Annotated in this window: 17 protein-coding genes; 10 read left to right on the top strand and 7 right to left on the bottom strand. The window is 38.0% G+C overall.

What is annotated here, in order from left to right:
- Positions 1-879 precede the first annotated feature (879 nt).
- From oxyR to rubA, 4 genes are all read right to left on the bottom strand, one after another.
- Entirely contained in the window at positions 880-1,785 is a 906-nt protein-coding gene (gene oxyR, locus FTU34_RS09085; protein WP_180035348.1) for a LysR family transcriptional regulator OxyR, read from the bottom strand.
- An 11-nt stretch (positions 1,786-1,796) separates the two neighbouring features.
- Positions 1,797-2,735, bottom strand: a complete 939-nt coding sequence (locus FTU34_RS09080) for an alpha/beta fold hydrolase (protein WP_218948613.1) — start codon at positions 2,733-2,735, stop codon at positions 1,797-1,799.
- Between the two features lie 58 nt (positions 2,736-2,793).
- Complete coding sequence (locus tag FTU34_RS09075) at positions 2,794-3,972, bottom strand: NAD(P)/FAD-dependent oxidoreductase (RefSeq protein WP_180035349.1); 1,179 nt, start codon at positions 3,970-3,972, stop codon at positions 2,794-2,796.
- A gap of 77 nt (positions 3,973-4,049) precedes the next feature.
- Entirely contained in the window at positions 4,050-4,214 is a 165-nt protein-coding gene (gene rubA / locus FTU34_RS09070; protein WP_005179369.1) for a rubredoxin RubA, read from the bottom strand.
- A gap of 527 nt (positions 4,215-4,741) precedes the next feature.
- Between rubA and FTU34_RS09065 the strand changes: the two genes are divergently transcribed.
- Entirely contained in the window at positions 4,742-5,287 is a 546-nt protein-coding gene (locus FTU34_RS09065) for an adenine phosphoribosyltransferase (RefSeq protein WP_078189930.1), read from the top strand.
- Between the two features lie 93 nt (positions 5,288-5,380).
- On the opposite strand, the gene FTU34_RS09060 is transcribed toward FTU34_RS09065, so the two are convergent.
- Positions 5,381-5,887, bottom strand: coding sequence for a YqiA/YcfP family alpha/beta fold hydrolase (locus FTU34_RS09060; RefSeq protein ID WP_078193013.1), 507 nt, complete (start codon positions 5,885-5,887; stop codon positions 5,381-5,383).
- A gap of 462 nt (positions 5,888-6,349) precedes the next feature.
- Between FTU34_RS09060 and lysS the strand changes: the two genes are divergently transcribed.
- On the top strand, positions 6,350-7,876 hold the full coding sequence (gene lysS / locus FTU34_RS09055; protein WP_078193012.1) for a lysine--tRNA ligase: 1,527 nt from the start codon (positions 6,350-6,352) through the stop codon (positions 7,874-7,876).
- Positions 7,877-8,233: 357 nt separating this feature from the next.
- On the opposite strand, the gene trpS is transcribed toward lysS, so the two are convergent.
- A complete protein-coding gene (gene trpS / locus FTU34_RS09050) occupies positions 8,234-9,247 on the bottom strand; it encodes a tryptophan--tRNA ligase (RefSeq protein WP_180035350.1) in 1,014 nt (337 codons plus the stop codon).
- Positions 9,248-9,449: 202 nt separating this feature from the next.
- On the opposite strand from trpS, the gene FTU34_RS09045 reads away from it, so the two are divergent.
- Together FTU34_RS09045 and FTU34_RS09040 are read left to right on the top strand one after the other, a co-directional pair.
- Positions 9,450-10,376 carry a DUF808 domain-containing protein gene (locus FTU34_RS09045; RefSeq protein ID WP_180035351.1) on the top strand — a complete coding sequence of 309 codons (927 nt, stop codon included), beginning with the start codon at positions 9,450-9,452 and terminating at the stop codon, positions 10,374-10,376.
- 46 nt (positions 10,377-10,422) lie between these two features.
- Positions 10,423-11,328, top strand: coding sequence for a neutral zinc metallopeptidase (locus tag FTU34_RS09040; RefSeq protein WP_180007459.1), 906 nt, complete (start codon positions 10,423-10,425; stop codon positions 11,326-11,328).
- Positions 11,329-11,385: 57 nt separating this feature from the next.
- Here FTU34_RS09040 and FTU34_RS09035 read toward each other — a convergent pair whose 3' ends face one another.
- Complete coding sequence (locus FTU34_RS09035; RefSeq protein ID WP_180035352.1) at positions 11,386-11,943, bottom strand: hypothetical protein; 558 nt, start codon at positions 11,941-11,943, stop codon at positions 11,386-11,388.
- Between the two features lie 219 nt (positions 11,944-12,162).
- Between FTU34_RS09035 and FTU34_RS09030 the strand changes: the two genes are divergently transcribed.
- The 6 genes from FTU34_RS09030 (at position 12,163) to FTU34_RS09005 (ending at position 15,439) form a co-directional block, all read left to right on the top strand.
- On the top strand, positions 12,163-13,662 hold the full coding sequence (locus FTU34_RS09030; protein ID WP_180035353.1) for a sodium:proton antiporter: 1,500 nt from the start codon (positions 12,163-12,165) through the stop codon (positions 13,660-13,662).
- A 385-nt stretch (positions 13,663-14,047) separates the two neighbouring features.
- On the top strand, positions 14,048-14,239 hold the full coding sequence (locus tag FTU34_RS18125) for a BapA prefix-like domain-containing protein (protein WP_373685092.1): 192 nt from the start codon (positions 14,048-14,050) through the stop codon (positions 14,237-14,239).
- A complete protein-coding gene (locus FTU34_RS09020; protein WP_180035355.1) occupies positions 14,214-14,411 on the top strand; it encodes a hypothetical protein in 198 nt (65 codons plus the stop codon). Before FTU34_RS18125 ends, FTU34_RS09020 begins: the two co-directional genes overlap by 26 nt.
- Positions 14,412-14,438: 27 nt before the next feature.
- Entirely contained in the window at positions 14,439-14,660 is a 222-nt protein-coding gene (locus FTU34_RS09015; protein WP_180035356.1) for an Ig-like domain-containing protein, read from the top strand.
- 30 nt (positions 14,661-14,690) lie between these two features.
- Complete coding sequence (locus FTU34_RS09010) at positions 14,691-15,050, top strand: type I secretion C-terminal target domain-containing protein (RefSeq protein ID WP_180035357.1); 360 nt, start codon at positions 14,691-14,693, stop codon at positions 15,048-15,050.
- Positions 15,051-15,121: 71 nt separating this feature from the next.
- Positions 15,122-15,439 (top strand): MGMT family protein, encoded by a 318-nt coding sequence (locus FTU34_RS09005; RefSeq protein ID WP_180011029.1) that lies wholly within the window; start codon positions 15,122-15,124, stop codon positions 15,437-15,439.
- The last annotated feature ends 32 nt before the right edge of the window (positions 15,440-15,471 follow it).

The following is a 15,471-nucleotide window of genomic DNA, read 5'->3' as shown; positions in this document are numbered from 1 at the left end:
AGATTATGCAACGAGTTGGCTGTGGCATTACAACTATGAAAGACCACACCAAGCAAACAAAGGAAGGCCACCTCTAATGGCTGCTTAACCTCTACTTTTAACTTCGGTTATTTATGGGAGGATTACCATACATTTCGCTCATTTATTATTTTTAATCAAATTGCATTTCCATAATGTGCATGAAAGTGAATTAGAAAAATATACCTAGAAGTAGTGATTTATATATCAAAGTATAATTAAGTTATTGTGATATAATGGAATTTAAGTAATGTATGGTTTTTTGTGTTTTTCATTATATTGAATGCAAAGATTTATAGGTTTTTATTTTTAGAATATTGATTAAATAATCATCAGATTTAGATTCGAATTGAAAATAATAATTGAAATATGAAAGCTGTATTTTAATAACTGATAAATTGAACTGTTTATGTTGTGAGTTAATATTGATTTATTGCTTAGTTATTTTAAATATAAATATTAATAAATTTTCAAAATAATGTGATTTATTTCTCATCTATGTTTATTTTATAGCACAAAAATACTATTATAAAAAAAGCCCTTTGAAAATGAATCAGACATACTTTATCTAAAATACCTGAAACTAGTGATTTTAACGAAAGTTATATTTTACTAAGATGTATTTATCTTCTTACTTATCTGGCTAGTGTGAAGATATTGTCGAGGCGATGAATTGAGATATACATCAAGTCATATATTACCTTATCAGGCTACCTATTTGGGTTAGCCTTTTCTTTTTTCAGATACTGTATTTTTTCATTTTAAATTTTAATTCATCTCAACATTATTACTTCTGCATTATTCATTTCCGCCAAATAAAAAAGAGAGCACAGGGCTCTCTTTAATTTTTACACTGATTAATTAGTGTAGATTGTTAGTGATTTTCTGCAAGATTTGAAGCAATACATCAAATTCACTTTGAAGCGGTGTACTCTTACGTGTTACCAATGCCAATGTGCGTGTAGGACTTGCTTCAATTTCTTTCACAGCCAAATCTTCATTGGCTTTGATCATATTGGTATGAACTGCAATTTCAGGCAATAAGGTAAAGCCTAAATCTGCGGAAACCATTTCAACCAAAGTTGGCAATGAGCTTGCTTTTAAACGATGGTCATTTTTACGTTCACCAATCGGACAAGCACTCAAAGCATGATCACGTAAGCAATGGCCTTCTTCAAGCAACATTAAACGAGATAAATCTAGGTCGTCTAAAGATTTCGCTTGAGCTGCATTTTGGTCAGCTTTGTTGTACACCAAGAACAATTTTTCTTTGTTCACTTCAGCCACTTTTAGACTGCGAGTATCGAAAGGTAGCGCAAGTAAAACAATATCTAAATTGCCATGCTCTAATTTCTCAACAATTTTTTCACTTTGCGCTTCATGCAAGTGGAGTTGAATTTTAGGCAACTGCTTATGCACTTCATCAAGTAAAGGTGCAAGAAGGAAAGGCGCAATGGTCGGAATAACACCTAAATGCAAATCACCGGTTAAAGGCTCACTCATTTCACGACTTAAACGCATTAGGTCTTGCGCATCTGCCAATAGAACTCGGGCTCGACCGACAACTTGTTCGCCAAGTGGAGTTAAACGCACGTTTTGACGGTCGCGTTCTACCAAAACGCCACCTAATAAACGCTCAAGCTCCATGATCCCGCCAGACAAAGTAGACTGGGTGACAAAAGAACGACGCGCAGCTTCAGTAAAGTGTAGCGTTTCTGACAGTGTTACTAGATATGACAGCTGTCTTAAGGATGGTAATGCAGCCATAGTGTCCTAATTTATGATTTAAAGTGATCAGCAAACAAACCGCTAAGATATGGAATAAAATGCGGTGGGATATCATGCCCCATTCCATCAATTAATTCAAATTTAGCACCTGAAATAGCCTTTGCAACGGCCTTACCATGGCTTGGCGGCAGCAAACGGTCACGAGCTCCATGAACCACAATGGTTTTATGCTGAATTTGTTTATCCAACTGCAGCAGGGAACCTGTACATAATATTGCTAAAAACTGTTGAAGTACACCCGCTGGGTAATAACTCCGCTTATAGAGTTTACGTGCAGTTTGTATCGCTTCAAGCTGATTAATATAGCCTGGAGAGCCTATAATATTAAAAACTTTCAGGCTATGGTTAATAATGCCATCTTCATCGTTAGATTCAGGTTTTTCAATTAGACTAAATAATTGCTTTGGAAATGGCGGTGGAAGTAAGGGGTGGATGTTACTGGTAAACAGTAAGCTTAAGTTGTGCACTTTATCTGGATAGCGTGCCGCCACGATTTGAGCAATCATACCGCCCATCGAAGCGCCTAAAATATGGACTTTATCAAGTCCCATACGATCAATTAACAGTGCAACATCGTCTGCCATATCATATAGATCATAAGGCGCACCTTGATTCTCTAGACCTAAGGCAAAACGTCCCATCAGTTTAAAGGTGTTAAGGCGTGGGCCTGGGTTACGAATTTTACTCGACAGACCAATATCACGATTATCAAAGCGAATAACTCGGTAACCTTGATCTATTAGGGACTTACAAAAGAAATCGGGCCAATACAACATTTGTGCGCCGAGTCCCATAATCAGTAGGATTGCAGGATCTTCAGGATGACCACCCACCTCGACATGAAGTTCAATGCCATTGCCTAACTCTACGCGAGTTTCATGCATAAAAGAGGCATAAGGTGAAATATTAAACTGAAGGGCACTATTCATTGTTATTTTCCTTTAAAAAGGACGTCTAATATTATCAGGACGTCCTTGTATTTAAACCTTAAACTGAAGCAGGAATCAAGTCCGGAACCTGCTTAGTCAAAGTTAAGCGTTGCTTCCCAGCAGTTGCACCGAGCAGTACAAATCCACGTAATACGCCATCTTGATCGATGGCACGGGCAATCATGCCATCTTCAAGCTCTTCTGTTTCCCATTGGGTTTCTACATCAATTGGCGCAGGAAGGACAGTTAAAGGTGCAGCAGGTGTTTTCACGGCTACAGGCATGGCTGGATAATGTACAGCGGTATGCTCACCATTGAGGGTTTTTGCCAAAGCACGTGCTTGTTGCATGATTGGCATCACGTATGGCAGAAGGGTACCATTAACTTCAGCACAGTCACCGACAGCATAGATATCTGCCAAGTTGGTTTCTAAGCTTTTATTGGTTAATACGCCACGACTGGTGTGAATGCCGGCTTGTTTTGCCAAGTTAATCTCAGGTTGTAAGCCAATCGCAGACAACACAACATCTGCCACTAAGCTTTGACCATTGGCAAGGCTCACTTGATAGTCACCATTTTCAATACGTGACACTTTGTCGACTGTCGTACCTAAAACGAATTGAATACCCGTTTCTTCTAAATTGCTTTGGAATTTAGCTGCAACATGAGACGGCAGTAGGCGACCCAAAGGTTGCGGAGCTAAATCGACCACCGATACTTTCGCCCCAGTATTTTGGAGGTCGTTTGCAAATTCACAGCCAATCAAGCCTGCCCCTAAAATCACCACACGTTTATCTTCACGTGCTGCAAGCTGTTTACGGAAAGCTTTGTAGTGATCTAAATTGTTGACGACGTGAATGTCTTCACTGCCATCACCCGAAATAGCTAAGCGAATTGGATTTGCGCCGACTGCTAAAACGAGTTTTGAATATAGTTGTGTTTGAGTTCCATTTTGGCTTTCAATAGTAAGCTCATGTTTTGCTGCATCAATGGATTTAACCCAACTCTTATTGATGATTTGCATATTGAGTTGAGCCGACATTTTTTCGGCATCCCCTAGAGGGATTTGCTCAGGAGCTTTATTACCAACGAGCGCATTGGATAATGTCGGTTTAGCGTAGTTAATGGCATCATCCGCACAGATCATAATAAGTTCTAGTTCAGTATTTAACTTTCGAAATTCACGTGCAACGGCATATCCCGCCATACCAGAACCAATAATGACAATAGGGTGCATACTCAACTCCAAACACATTTCATATTTTTTAAAGACAAAAAAAAGACCATAACGATGATGGCCTTAGATTCTATTTATTAGATTTCAACCATTTCAAAATCTACTTTTGAGACGCCACAGTCTGGGCAAGTCCAATCATCTGGGATATCTTCCCATTTCGTTCCTGCCACGATACCGTCTTGTGGCCAGCCTTCTGCTTCGTCATAAATCCATCCACAAACGATGCACTGATACTTTTTCATTCCATTCTCCAAAAACTGACAAAAAATTAAGTCAGTAAATACTTCATAACTGTATAAGTTTATACCTTAAGGTTAATTAGCCTTATACAGTAGACTCTTATGTTAAATTTTTACGCAGTTCTAACGATAAAGTAAAGTGGCTAAGAGTTTAATGAGTGAAATTAAAAGCAGAATGGCAGTGAGGGACAATAAATATCATCAAAACCCCAGATCTGGGGAAAATTGTCTGACAATATTTATGTGTATCGATTGGTGTATTTGATTTAAATCCCGTGAATTGGGCTTTAAATAATTCCTTTTTGGCTCTCATAGACTAAAGTCTTGCAGAAAAAAACTCTAAAATCTTTTATTTTATGATTAGGAAAATATATATTTGATATTTTTTAAATAAATACAATATTAATAATCAATAACTTATGTAAATTTACTGTATCTTAAATATGCATTTTGGTCGGGGGTTAGCTGTTCTTTTCTCTCAAATCGCGTTAAAATTCACACATTCCTTCCTTAATTTATTTTCTCCTATTATGAGTAATTCTACTGCTGCGGCATTGTGGTCTAACATTCGTACTGTCCAAGATTTCCCAAAACCAGGAATTTGTTTCTTTGACCTTACGCCGTTATTTATGAATAACATCGAATCGTTAACTGATGCCCTAATTGCAAGCATTCCAGCTGAGCAATTGGCAGAAGTAGATAGCTTTATTGCAGTTGAAGCGCGTGGTTTTGTTTTGGCAAGCTTACTTGCCCAGCGTACGGGTAAAGGTTTGGTGTTGGTACGTAAAGCCGGAAAATTACCACCACCTGTTGTCGGTGTGGGTTATAGCCTTGAATACGGTTTAGATCGTCTTGAAATGTCAGCTGAAATCGAATCACAAAAAGTAATTATTGTGGATGACGTATTGGCGACGGGCGGTACGCTTCGTGCAGTGAAACAATTGGCTGAAAAATGTAAACACCAAGTTTTAGGCGCAAGCATTTTCTTAGATTTGCCTGACTTGCATAAAGATTTAGGACTAAATATTTGGTCTGTTTTAGATGATAAAACACGTCCTGAAGCAGATGCTGCCTAAGCGTCAGTTTTAAAATGTAAAAAGCCTTGTCTATGACAGGGCTTTTTTATGTCTGATAAAAAAGACGTTGCTACTTATGATTAATCTTATGATTTATTTTTTTAAATAGTTTAATTCGAGATGTTGGATTAAATCATTAATATTTTCAGGGCATTGTAGACGATGATGTCCGCCATCCATCACTTGAACTTGCATATAGTCTTCGAGTTGTTGTTCTGCTTCATACATATCTAAGATTTCATCGCCACGTTCGATATATGCAATTTGTGGAATATCGTGATCCAAATCCATTTCATTAATTGCAGGGTAGTCGTCACGAAAGTCTGGATGCAGACTCGGGTTAGCAATCACACAAGGAATGCGATGAAACAGCGACATTTTCAAAGCCCAGTATGCCCCGAGACTATGACCGACGATGATATCGGGCTTAATGGTTTCAATACTCTCGTGGTAAAAGTCCGCAACAGTTTGAAAATTTAAGTTGCGATAGTCCACTTCAATGCAGAATTTTTGTTTTGCATTGATGGCATGGAACTTCGTAGATTCACGGGAAGAATCCAATCCATGTAAAAACAGAATTTTCGATAAGCAGGAAGTCATTGTTTTTCTACACACTGTTTTCAAACATTTTTGGATGTGTTGAATATTTTATTTTTCAACAATTTTATGACTTCATTGTAGAGAGAATTGTCAAAAAGAGAATTTAGCTTTTGGTCTAATTTATAGGCATTTAAAAGACTTTAGTCTTAAAGAAAATAGATTAAAAGGTTGAATTAAGTTCTTGATATATATTTTAATGTATTGATAGTTATAAGTATTTTTAAAGCTTTTAGTTATCATCTGATATCATTAAAATGTAGGTTTTCGAGCTTGAGTATTTAATTTTTATCTACTGCACATCTGTAAGGTATGGATTAAGCAAACCTGAAGGTATAGCTGTCAAAACAACTTACTTCGATAAATTTCTACTTATTAAAAAAAATGCGCGCATTGCTTACTGCTCAATTCAAAGGAAATCTGCTATGCTATGCAACTTCCGTTTTTTAACTATTTGAGACAGAGATGACGCAACATAACGCTCAATCGACTTCTGAACAAGCCATTTCCGAAAACGATTTAATTGCACAGCGTCATGCCAAGTTAGAGCACATCAAAGAGCACGCCAAGGAAACAGGTGTTAGCCCGTGGCCTAACACATTTAAGCGTGAACACTATGCACAAGACCTACAAGATCAATTCGCTGAAAAATCAAAAGAAGAAATTGAAGCAGGCGAAAAGGTTTATGTGAAAGTTGCTGGTCGTGTGATGTTGAACCGCGGTTCATTCATCGTAATCCAAGATATGACTGGTCGTATCCAACTTTATGTACCACGTAAAGAGTTGGATGCTGATGTTCTTGCAACAATTAAAGCACTCGATTTGGGCGATATTATTGCCATTGAAGGTTATATTGGTCGTTCTGGTAAAGGTGACCTTTATGTTCATATTGAACATTTTGAGCTTTTAACCAAATCACTCCGTCCACTTCCAGACAAATTCCATGGTTTGACTGATACTGAAGTTAAATACCGTAAGCGTTATTTAGACCTCATCATGAACGAAGAAACACGTAAAACTTTTGAAATTCGTGCAAAAGTGGTGTCAGGTATTCGTTCATATTTGAGCAATGAGCGTTTCATGGAAGTTGAAACACCAATGATGCATGTGATTCCGGGTGGTGCATCTGCGCGTCCATTTGAAACTCATCACAATGCATTAGATATGCCTTTATTTTTACGTATTGCGCCTGAGCTTTACTTAAAACGTTTGGTCGTTGGTGGTTTTGAGCGTGTGTTCGAAATTAACCGTAACTTCCGTAACGAAGGTGTATCAACACGTCATAACCCAGAATTCACCATGATTGAATTCTACCAAGCGTATGCAGACTACAAAGATCTGATGGCTTTGACAGAAAATATGCTTGAAAAATTGGCCATTGACATATTAGGTTCGACTGATGTGCCTTATGGTGATGAAGTGTATAGCTTCAAAGGTCCATTCAAGAAAATTTCGATGTTTGATGCGATTCTTGAACATAACCCAACGTTCACTGCTGAAAATGTATCTGATCGTGAGTTCCTTGCAAATTTTGTTAAAAATGAACTGAAAGAGCAAGTAAAACCTGGTTTTGGTTTAGGCAAACTTCAAACCATCGTATTTGAAGAAACTGTTGAAACAGAACTTCGTCAACCGACATTCATCACAGAATACCCAGCGGAAACTTCACCATTGGCACGTCGTAATGATGAAAATCCACATATTACGGACCGTTTTGAATTCTTCATCGGTGGTCGTGAGTTGGCAAATGGTTTCTCAGAGTTAAATGATCCGATTGACCAAGCTGAACGTTTCCAAGCCCAAGTTGCCGAAAAAGATGCGGGTGACGATGAAGCAATGCATTACGATGCAGACTTCATTGAAGCATTGGAATACGGTTTACCTCCTACAGCGGGTGAGGGGATTGGTATTGACCGTTTGGTGATGTTATTTGCGAATGCTGCAAGTATCCGTGAAGTGATCTTGTTCCCACATATGCGTCATAAAAACTAATTTAGTTTTTGAAATAAAAAACCCGCTTAATGCGGGTTTTTTATTGTTTCAATAGGGGATATTTAATTCTTCTTAGCCAATTTTCAGACAAAAAAATACGCAATGATTGGGGTGTTCATTGCGTATAACAACGAATCTGCTTTCACAGGTTCGGTAAAGGAGAAATGTTATGAATTTAGGTATTCCTAAAACATAAATAGATAATAGAGTGAACGGTCAGTCATTTCATTGGTGTTCACGTTAAGTGATGTTACCTAACGTTAAAACTAAGGAGATTTTGTGAATACCTTCACAAAAAAAGTGCCTATAAAAAAGCCTTTCACATTGGAAAGGCTTAATTTTATAGAATTTTTAAATTTAGAAGTGGAATACACCCAGTCCAGATTTAATTTCATCTAACGTTTGTTGGGTAATATCACGGCATTTATCGGTACCGGTTTTTAAAATATCCATGATGTAGTCAGGATCTTTTTGCAATTCTAAACGGCGTTCACGGATCGGGCCGATCAGCTCTTTTAGTACACCTTCAAGACGCTTTTTCACAGTACCATCGCCTAAGCCACCACGACGATAGTGTTCTTTTAATTCTGCAACAGCTTCTTTATCCGGATCGAATGCATCAAGGTAAGTAAATACGACGTTACCTTCCACTTGACCCGGATCTTCAATACGTAAATGATTTGGATCGGTATACATTGCATTAACAGCTTTCTTGATATCTTTATCAGTCGCGTCAAGCACAATGGTATTGCCCAAAGATTTAGACATTTTTGCTTTACCATCAAAACCTGGTAAACGACCTACATTAGAGAGTAAAGCTTTACATTCAGGAAGTACGTCACGACCAATTTGACGGTTTAAACGACGAACAATTTCATTGGTTTGTTCAATCATTGGAATTTGGTCTTCGCCGACAGGAACGACAGATGCTTTAAACGCTGTAATATCGGCAGCTTGAGCCACTGGGTAGCATAAGAAACCTGCAGGAATGTCACGCTCAAATCCACGCATTTGAATCTCAGATTTAATAGTTGGATTACGCTCTAAGCGAGAAACCGTCACAAAGTTCAAATATAACATGGTCAATTCATTCAATGCTGGTAAGCATGATTGAACGCAAATCGTGGTTTTGGTTGGGTCAATTCCTACAGCAAGATAATCGGTTGCGACTTCAATAATATTGCGACGAACTTTTTCGAAGTTATCAGCATTATCAGTTAAGGCTTGAGCATCAGCTAAAAGAAGATGTTGATGATGCGAATCTTGTAAACCTACACGTGAACGTAAAGAACCTACAAAATGACCTAAATGTAATTGTCCAGTCGGACGGTCGCCAGTCAAAATCACTGGACGATTATCTTGAATACTCATTATCTGTTCCAAAGTGGTAGTCAAAGCTACGGCTGATTTTCAAAGAATGTCCCCATTGTACGGCATTCTATTTTTGATTGTTACTGACACAGCACAATTGACTGAAAAATGGGTGAATATTTTGTTAATTATTAAAAAACTAAATACAATTTTAGCGTTAAATAGAATTAGAATATTAAAAAATGCCTAAAGGATAAAAATAATGGCGAGTAGCTTATTAATCTTACTTGATGATATTGCAACTGTGCTGGATGATGTTGCTGTCATGAGTAAGATGGCAGCCAAAAAAACAGCGGGTGTCCTTGGAGATGATTTAGCACTGAATGCGCAACAAGTCAGTGGTGTCCGTTCGGATCGTGAACTTCCAGTCGTTTGGTCTGTGGCCAAAGGTTCTTTTGTTAATAAATTAATTTTGGTTCCAGCTGCTTTATTGATCAGTGTGGTTGCACCTTGGCTGATTACACCACTATTGATGATTGGTGGTTTGTTCTTATGCTATGAGGGCGTGGAAAAAGTTCTGCATAGTTTGCATCATAAAAAAGCCAAAACAGAAGAAGTTGCTCGTGAAGAGATGACTCATATTGAAACGGATTTGGTGACTTTTGAGAAAGAAAAAGTCAAAGGCGCCATCCGGACCGATTTTATTTTATCTGCTGAAATTGTGGTGATTTCATTGGGTACGGTTGCAACTGCGGCATTTGGGACCAAGGTCATGGTACTTTCGGTGATTGCAATATTAATGACCGTTGGTGTCTATGGTTTTGTCGCGATGATTGTCAAAATTGATGACTTAGGGCTTTATCTCACTCAACAAGCATCACAATTTAAAAAGACCGTTGGACAAGGTTTGTTAGCATTTGCACCTAAGTTGATGAAGACATTGACCATTGTCGGTACGATTGCCATGTTTTTAGTGGGTGGTGGCATCATTACCCATGGTGTGCCTTTGCTACACCATTTTATTGAAGGCTCTGTAGATTATGCAGAACATATTCCTACAGTTGGCAGTATTGTGGGTGCATTAACACCGACTTTAATCAATTTAGTGACAGGTTTTATTGCAGGTTTAATCGTGCTGTGCGTTGTATTTTTAGTTCAAAAAGTATGGCCAAAGTCGCAAAAGGATTAATCTGTAAACACACGGATATCAACTATTTTATATAAGGAAGATCACTATGCGCTGGAAAGGTCGAAGAGTTAGTTCAAACGTAGAAGACCGTCGCGGTGGTGGCGGTGCAAAAGCGGGTGGTATTAGTATTCTCGGTTTAGTTGTGGCATTTGTTGCGTGGAAATTTTTTGGTGTAGATCCGCAGCAAGCATATCAGGCGACCAAACAAGTGACTTCACAGGGTCAAACGGCTGAAGTCAAAGGTCTGGATAATCCAACACCTGAACAACAAGAAGCGATGGATTTTGTTGGAACGGTTTTGGCTGATACGGAAGATACATGGACTAAAGTCTTCCAAGAACAGTTAAATGCTCAGTATAAAGCGCCTAAATTGGTTATGTTTAATGGTGTGGTCAATTCAGGTTGTGGTACAGCACAAGCGGCAATGGGGCCTTTTTATTGCCCAGCAGATCAGAAGGTCTATATTGATACTGCATTCTTTAAAGATATGCGTACGCAAATGGGCATCACGGGGGAACAAAATCAAACAGAATTGAGTCGCCAAGATCAGGCGGGTGATTTTGCGCAAGCCTATGTGGTTGCCCATGAAGTTGGACATCATATCCAAACGATTTTAGGCATTTCTGAGCAAGTTCAGCAGGCCCGTGCACAAGCGTCTAAAGCTGAAGGTAATCGTTATTCGGTCATGCAAGAACTACAAGCAGACTGTTTTGCGGGTATTTGGGCGCATCATAATCAACAACGTACCCAATTTTTAGAGCAGGGTGATGTAGAAGAAGCGATGGATGCAGCGCATAAGATTGGTGATGACTATTTACAGAAAAGTGCAACAGGGCAAGTGGTCCCAGATAGCTTCACGCATGGCACCAGTGAACAACGTATGAAATGGTTCCAGACAGGGTTGAAATCCGGCAATATCAATAGCTGCGATACCTTTAATCAAGCCATTTAAAAACAAAAAAGAGGATGCAAAACATCCTCTTTTTTTCATTGAAAAATAGATTGAAGCTTATTTGTTGAGAAATGATCTAAAGTTTCGAACAATACGATAGCTCACATACAAGGCGGCAAATGCAAATAAAGCCACGCCAAAAACTGTATATTTAAGGCTTGAAATATCGTTTTGATAGAACTGTTTTAACTGGGCATCGCTATAGCGTAATTGTTTTTTTTGTCCAGTGCGGCTATTGGTGAAACTCACATTTTGGATATATTGAAATTGTCCGATTTTCAGTAAATCGAGGTGTTGAATTTGTCGGGTGTGTTGCTGATTAAATTCATCGAGACAAATATCTTGTGCATAGTTTTCACAATTCAGTTTGGCAAGATAACCATTATTCGCCAGCATGATAAAAATCGCACGATCGGGTGATTCATTATTGGAGACCAAAACCAATTGTTCTTTGGGTGTTGAATCCAGTGAGATCGTTTTTGCCTGACTAAAATAGTGCTCAGCACGTAAAATTTCCTGTGACTTGCTATAGCAAGTGAGGATCAGGGCCGCAGTAATGATAAAAATCACAGCAGCAAAAAAGAGTCGAAAAACAGTTTTAATAGTCTGATGCATAGGAGAAATCATGTAGATGATGAAAATGCATAAAATCTATGCAGGCTTACTATGTTAAATGATCTTGATAAAAGATGTGAAAAAAACTGAATTTATACACGGTATTTAGATAAAATTCGTTAGAATATTTTATTTTTAAATACCAAATAATTTAGTATTTATTTTTAAAATACCTATATCTCACTCTGTAGGCGACAGAGCACCAAAATTGGGAACGAAATGGGAAATTATTTTTTTCTACAGGTTTTTACCGTTATTTTTGCACTTTCGATTGCAACCACGATTTTTAATAAACGTATCTTGGGTTTTCCACAAGCCATAGGTGTTCCCATTGTTTCTGCAATTTTTGTCTTTATTTTGCAATGGGGTGCGAGTTTACTCAATGGCAATCAATTTGTGACGATTAATTTGCACAATATCGAAGAAGCCGTTCGTCATATCGACTTTTATGACTTTTTAATTAATGGCGTGATTTGTTTTATTTTGACCTCTTCAGCCTTGAAATTTAAAGTTTCCGATTTACGTTTGCATTGGAAGCCGATCAGTATTTTGGCCAGTATAGCCTTGGTGCTCTGTGCGGTGTTTTTTGGTGTTGCTTTATATGGTTATCAGTTCTTAATTGGTCATCATGTTGATTTATTGGTGTTGTTGTTATTAGGTGCTGCTTTAGGTGCGACTGACCCAATTGGGGTTAAAGGTGTACTAAGTTCGGTGCGTGCGCCACATCATTTGATGGTGAAATTAGAAGGCGAATCGCTCTTTAATGATGCCATGTGTATTGCTGTGTTTATGACTTTACTCAATGTTTTGCAAGGTGAACATTTTACCGTCATTGGTACGCTTGAAACACTGTTATATGAAATTGTTGTTGCAATCATTATTGGTTGGGCATTTGGTTTAGGGATTTTACGTTTACTCCGCGGTAAACATGAAATGGAGTCCTTGATTTTAACCACAGCATTATTGGCAAGTGGTTCATATCTAGTCGCTTTATTCGCACATGCATCTGCACCAATTGCATGTGTTATTGGTGGTCTGATCGTTGGGAATAAGTGGAAAGAAATCCTTCAAGATCGTGAAATCCGTGAAGTCAATCATTTCTGGCATACCGTGGAAGGGATCATCAATTCCTTCTTATTTACCCTGATCGGTCTTGAGTTATTTATCTTAGATTTAAGTATCAGCTTGATTTTAGGCGGCATGGTGGCGTTTATTATTTTGCATGCATCGCGCTTTGCAGCAAACTATTTATCTTTCGCATTTTTCCCGAGTTTCCGTAAAAAAAGCTATAACGGTAGTCTTGCGATTTTATCCTGGGGTGGGGTTCGTGGAGGCATTTCATTGGCTTTGATCCTCGCTGTTGCCAATATTCCTGAACTCAGTGAATACAGTAGTATTTTGATTGGATATACATTTATTGCGGTATTAATGTCGGGGCTCGTGTGTGGTCTAGGTTTACCTGCTGTGATGAATGCTTTTTATTACAATCCGAATGAAGAAACCAAAGGCTTTAAAGGTTGGTACCAAAGAATGTGCCATAAAATGAATAAAAAGGGCTTCCAATATATTGTGGGTGAAGATATCCATGGTAATGAAACCATTACGGTTTATAACCCAGAAGCGTTAATAGATACCAAAGCGGATGATGGTGTTGCTGCTGTACATAACCCAGAAAAAGTGCAAGAAGTTCGTCGTTTGGAGAACCCTGAAAACTTCTAAAACTGTTTTGTTTGACTTAAAAAAGGAAATGCTTGAGCATTTCCTTTTTTTATTTCTAGTTATGTTTCATCATGGTACATCAAAATGGGGGGAAATTATGACTGTTCATTCATTGGTGTTATTGTGACTTACATCACATAAATAAGTGTTTGTTATTACTTGCATAAAGATGGATCTAAAATCTAAATGTATTGATAAAAATATTAAAATATTCAAACAATTATGCAAAAAAATACACAAAGCATGATATAACGAACACAATTAAAAAAATTGGTTTTAATGATTTGTAATTAAAGAAATTATTAATCACCAACAAATCATTACAAAACCAAAAAACATAAAAACGGCCCTAATACAAATAAATGAGGTTTTACCTATGTCGTAAATTTCTGTCATTTCTAAAGAAAGTCATAAAGTTTTGTATCAAGTTGAATCCAATCAAGTTGGGCTTATCGAAAATTCTGTCATCGTACTCAAAATCCGGAAAGAGGATGTTACTTCAATTACAAAGAATGGTGCTGACGTAATAATCACCTTAAAAAAATGGGGAAGTGATTACTGTACAAAACTATTTTAGTGAGGCGACACCAGACAATAGTTTGGTATTTGAGGGTGAAGACGGTACATGGTATTGGGCAAAATTTACAACAGCCAATGGTGATATTGCGGATGTTATTCAGTATCAACTTTTAGAAGAAATTAAACTGCTGCTTTATAACGATTCATTGACGGATGTAATTTTACCCTGAATTGCGGGAGCAGATGGTGCTGGTTTATTGGGTGCAGCTATTGTTGGTGAATTTGATTATTCTGGTGGTTCTAAGGATACGACTAAACCTGACGCGTCTAAAGATGTGGTGATCACCGATGATGGTGAGCACGTCACAGGTGAAGGTGAGCCGGGTACAACGGTAGAAGTAAAAGATCAAGATGGCAAAGTCATTGGCGCAGGCACAGTGGATTTATCAGGGAATTTTGATGTTGAATTTAAAAATTAATTAACCAAGGGTGAAACCATTGAAGTCACTGTGATAGATAAAGTAGGCAATGATCAATTCAACACCAAAGCGGGCATTGATACGGTTATTTATAAAGTATTGGATCAAGCCGATGCAACGGGCGGTAATGGACATGATACTTGGAATGACTTTAATTCGTCTGTAGGCGATAAAGTGAATATCAAAGCCTTGTTACAAGGTCAAAATGTCAATCAGTCGAATATTGATCAGTTTGTTTCGGTGAAAGCGGATGGCAAGGGCAACACTGTGATCAGCATTGATCGTGATGGAACAGGATCTAAATTTGGTGATAAAGTTGAATTACTCACTTTGAAAAATACCGATGTGACTTTACAAGATCTAATCGATCACAACCAATTACTGTACTAATCTGTCAAAATTAAGTATTAATCAAAGAGAACCTTCGGGTTCTCTTTTTTATGCGGCTCAAAGGAGATCAGATGAAGCAGAGTGATGAATTGGCAACGCAAATTTTGTCGGTCATTCAATTGATACCGCAGGCGAAGATTGCCACTTACGGACAAATTGCCAAATTAGCGGGTTTACCGAAGCATGCACGACTGGTTGGCTATGTACTCAAGCATCTAGATACAACATCAACGATCCCATGGCATCGGGTGGTGAATGCTCAGGGAAAAATCAGCACGCAGCGTTGCAATGAAAAAGGTGAAAATATCCAGCAATTGAAATTGGCAGCTGAAAATGTCTTTGTGGTGAATGGACGCATCTCATTGAAACAATATCAATGGTTACCCTAAAAAATCCTTGCCTTAAACATAGAATTATAATT

The organism is Acinetobacter sp. YH12094 (genome assembly GCF_013419295.1).
GTDB classification, from domain to species: domain Bacteria; phylum Pseudomonadota; class Gammaproteobacteria; order Pseudomonadales; family Moraxellaceae; genus Acinetobacter; species Acinetobacter amyesii.
This window is presented reverse-complemented; position numbering and strand designations above follow the sequence as displayed.

Bases quoted from the DNA above. Each gene is read 5' to 3' on its own strand.
- oxyR (WP_180035348.1), bottom strand. From the start codon at position 1,785: ATGGCTGCATTACCATCCTTAAGACAGCTGTCATATCTAGTAACACTG.
- FTU34_RS09080 (WP_218948613.1), bottom strand. From the start codon at position 2,735: ATGAATAGTGCCCTTCAGTTTAATATTTCACCTTATGCCTCTTTTATG.
- FTU34_RS09075 (WP_180035349.1), bottom strand. From the start codon at position 3,972: ATGCACCCTATTGTCATTATTGGTTCTGGTATGGCGGGATATGCCGTT.
- rubA (WP_005179369.1), bottom strand. From the start codon at position 4,214: ATGAAAAAGTATCAGTGCATCGTTTGTGGATGGATTTATGACGAAGCA.
- FTU34_RS09065 (WP_078189930.1), top strand. From the start codon at position 4,742: ATGAGTAATTCTACTGCTGCGGCATTGTGGTCTAACATTCGTACTGTC.
- FTU34_RS09060 (WP_078193013.1), bottom strand. From the start codon at position 5,887: ATGACTTCCTGCTTATCGAAAATTCTGTTTTTACATGGATTGGATTCT.
- lysS (WP_078193012.1), top strand. From the start codon at position 6,350: ATGACGCAACATAACGCTCAATCGACTTCTGAACAAGCCATTTCCGAA.
- trpS (WP_180035350.1), bottom strand. From the start codon at position 9,247: ATGAGTATTCAAGATAATCGTCCAGTGATTTTGACTGGCGACCGTCCG.
- FTU34_RS09045 (WP_180035351.1), top strand. From the start codon at position 9,450: ATGGCGAGTAGCTTATTAATCTTACTTGATGATATTGCAACTGTGCTG.
- FTU34_RS09040 (WP_180007459.1), top strand. From the start codon at position 10,423: ATGCGCTGGAAAGGTCGAAGAGTTAGTTCAAACGTAGAAGACCGTCGC.
- FTU34_RS09035 (WP_180035352.1), bottom strand. From the start codon at position 11,943: ATGCATCAGACTATTAAAACTGTTTTTCGACTCTTTTTTGCTGCTGTG.
- FTU34_RS09030 (WP_180035353.1), top strand. From the start codon at position 12,163: ATGGGAAATTATTTTTTTCTACAGGTTTTTACCGTTATTTTTGCACTT.
- FTU34_RS09005 (WP_180011029.1), top strand. From the start codon at position 15,122: ATGAAGCAGAGTGATGAATTGGCAACGCAAATTTTGTCGGTCATTCAA.